The sequence below is a fragment of the Mesorhizobium sp. M7A.F.Ca.CA.003.01.2.1 genome (assembly GCF_003998945.1).
In the GTDB taxonomy this organism is placed as follows: domain Bacteria; phylum Pseudomonadota; class Alphaproteobacteria; order Rhizobiales; family Rhizobiaceae; genus Mesorhizobium; species Mesorhizobium ciceri.
This window is the reverse complement of sequence record NZ_RZRA01001718.1, coordinates 1-397: the sequence shown is the minus strand read 5'-3', so window position 1 is coordinate 397 and position 397 is coordinate 1. Positions and strand designations below refer to the sequence as shown.

At 66.5% G+C, this 397-nt stretch carries 1 protein-coding gene; it reads right to left on the bottom strand.

Going from position 1 to position 397, the window contains the following annotated elements:
- Window positions 1-397 (bottom strand): response regulator (locus EN969_RS35100; protein WP_164758844.1); only part of this gene is annotated, 397 nt, incomplete at both ends.

Here is a 397-nt window from a genome sequence, read left to right as displayed (position 1 = left end):
GTGGAGGAACGGGCGCGCCCGGATGACGCCGGCGCCGACACCAGTTCCAGGATGCGCCGGGCGATGAAGGGATCGATCGGCGCGCCGCCGCGAATGGTGCTGCGGATCGAAAGTGACAGCTCGACGTCGTCGCGCTCCTTCAAGAGATAGCCGGTCGCTCCGGCACGCAGGGCTTCGAGGATGGTGTTTTCGTTGCTCCAGGCCGAGATGACGAGAATCGGCAGCGCCGCGTCGTGCTCGTGCAGGGAGCGGATGAGGTCGATGCCGTTGCCATCGGGCAGGCCGACATCGACCAGCGTCATGGCGAAGGGTTGGTCGACGAGCAGGGCCTTGGCCTGCGCGATCGACCCGGCGAAAAACAGCTCCTCCTGAGCGTAGCCAAGGCCCCTCAGGATCG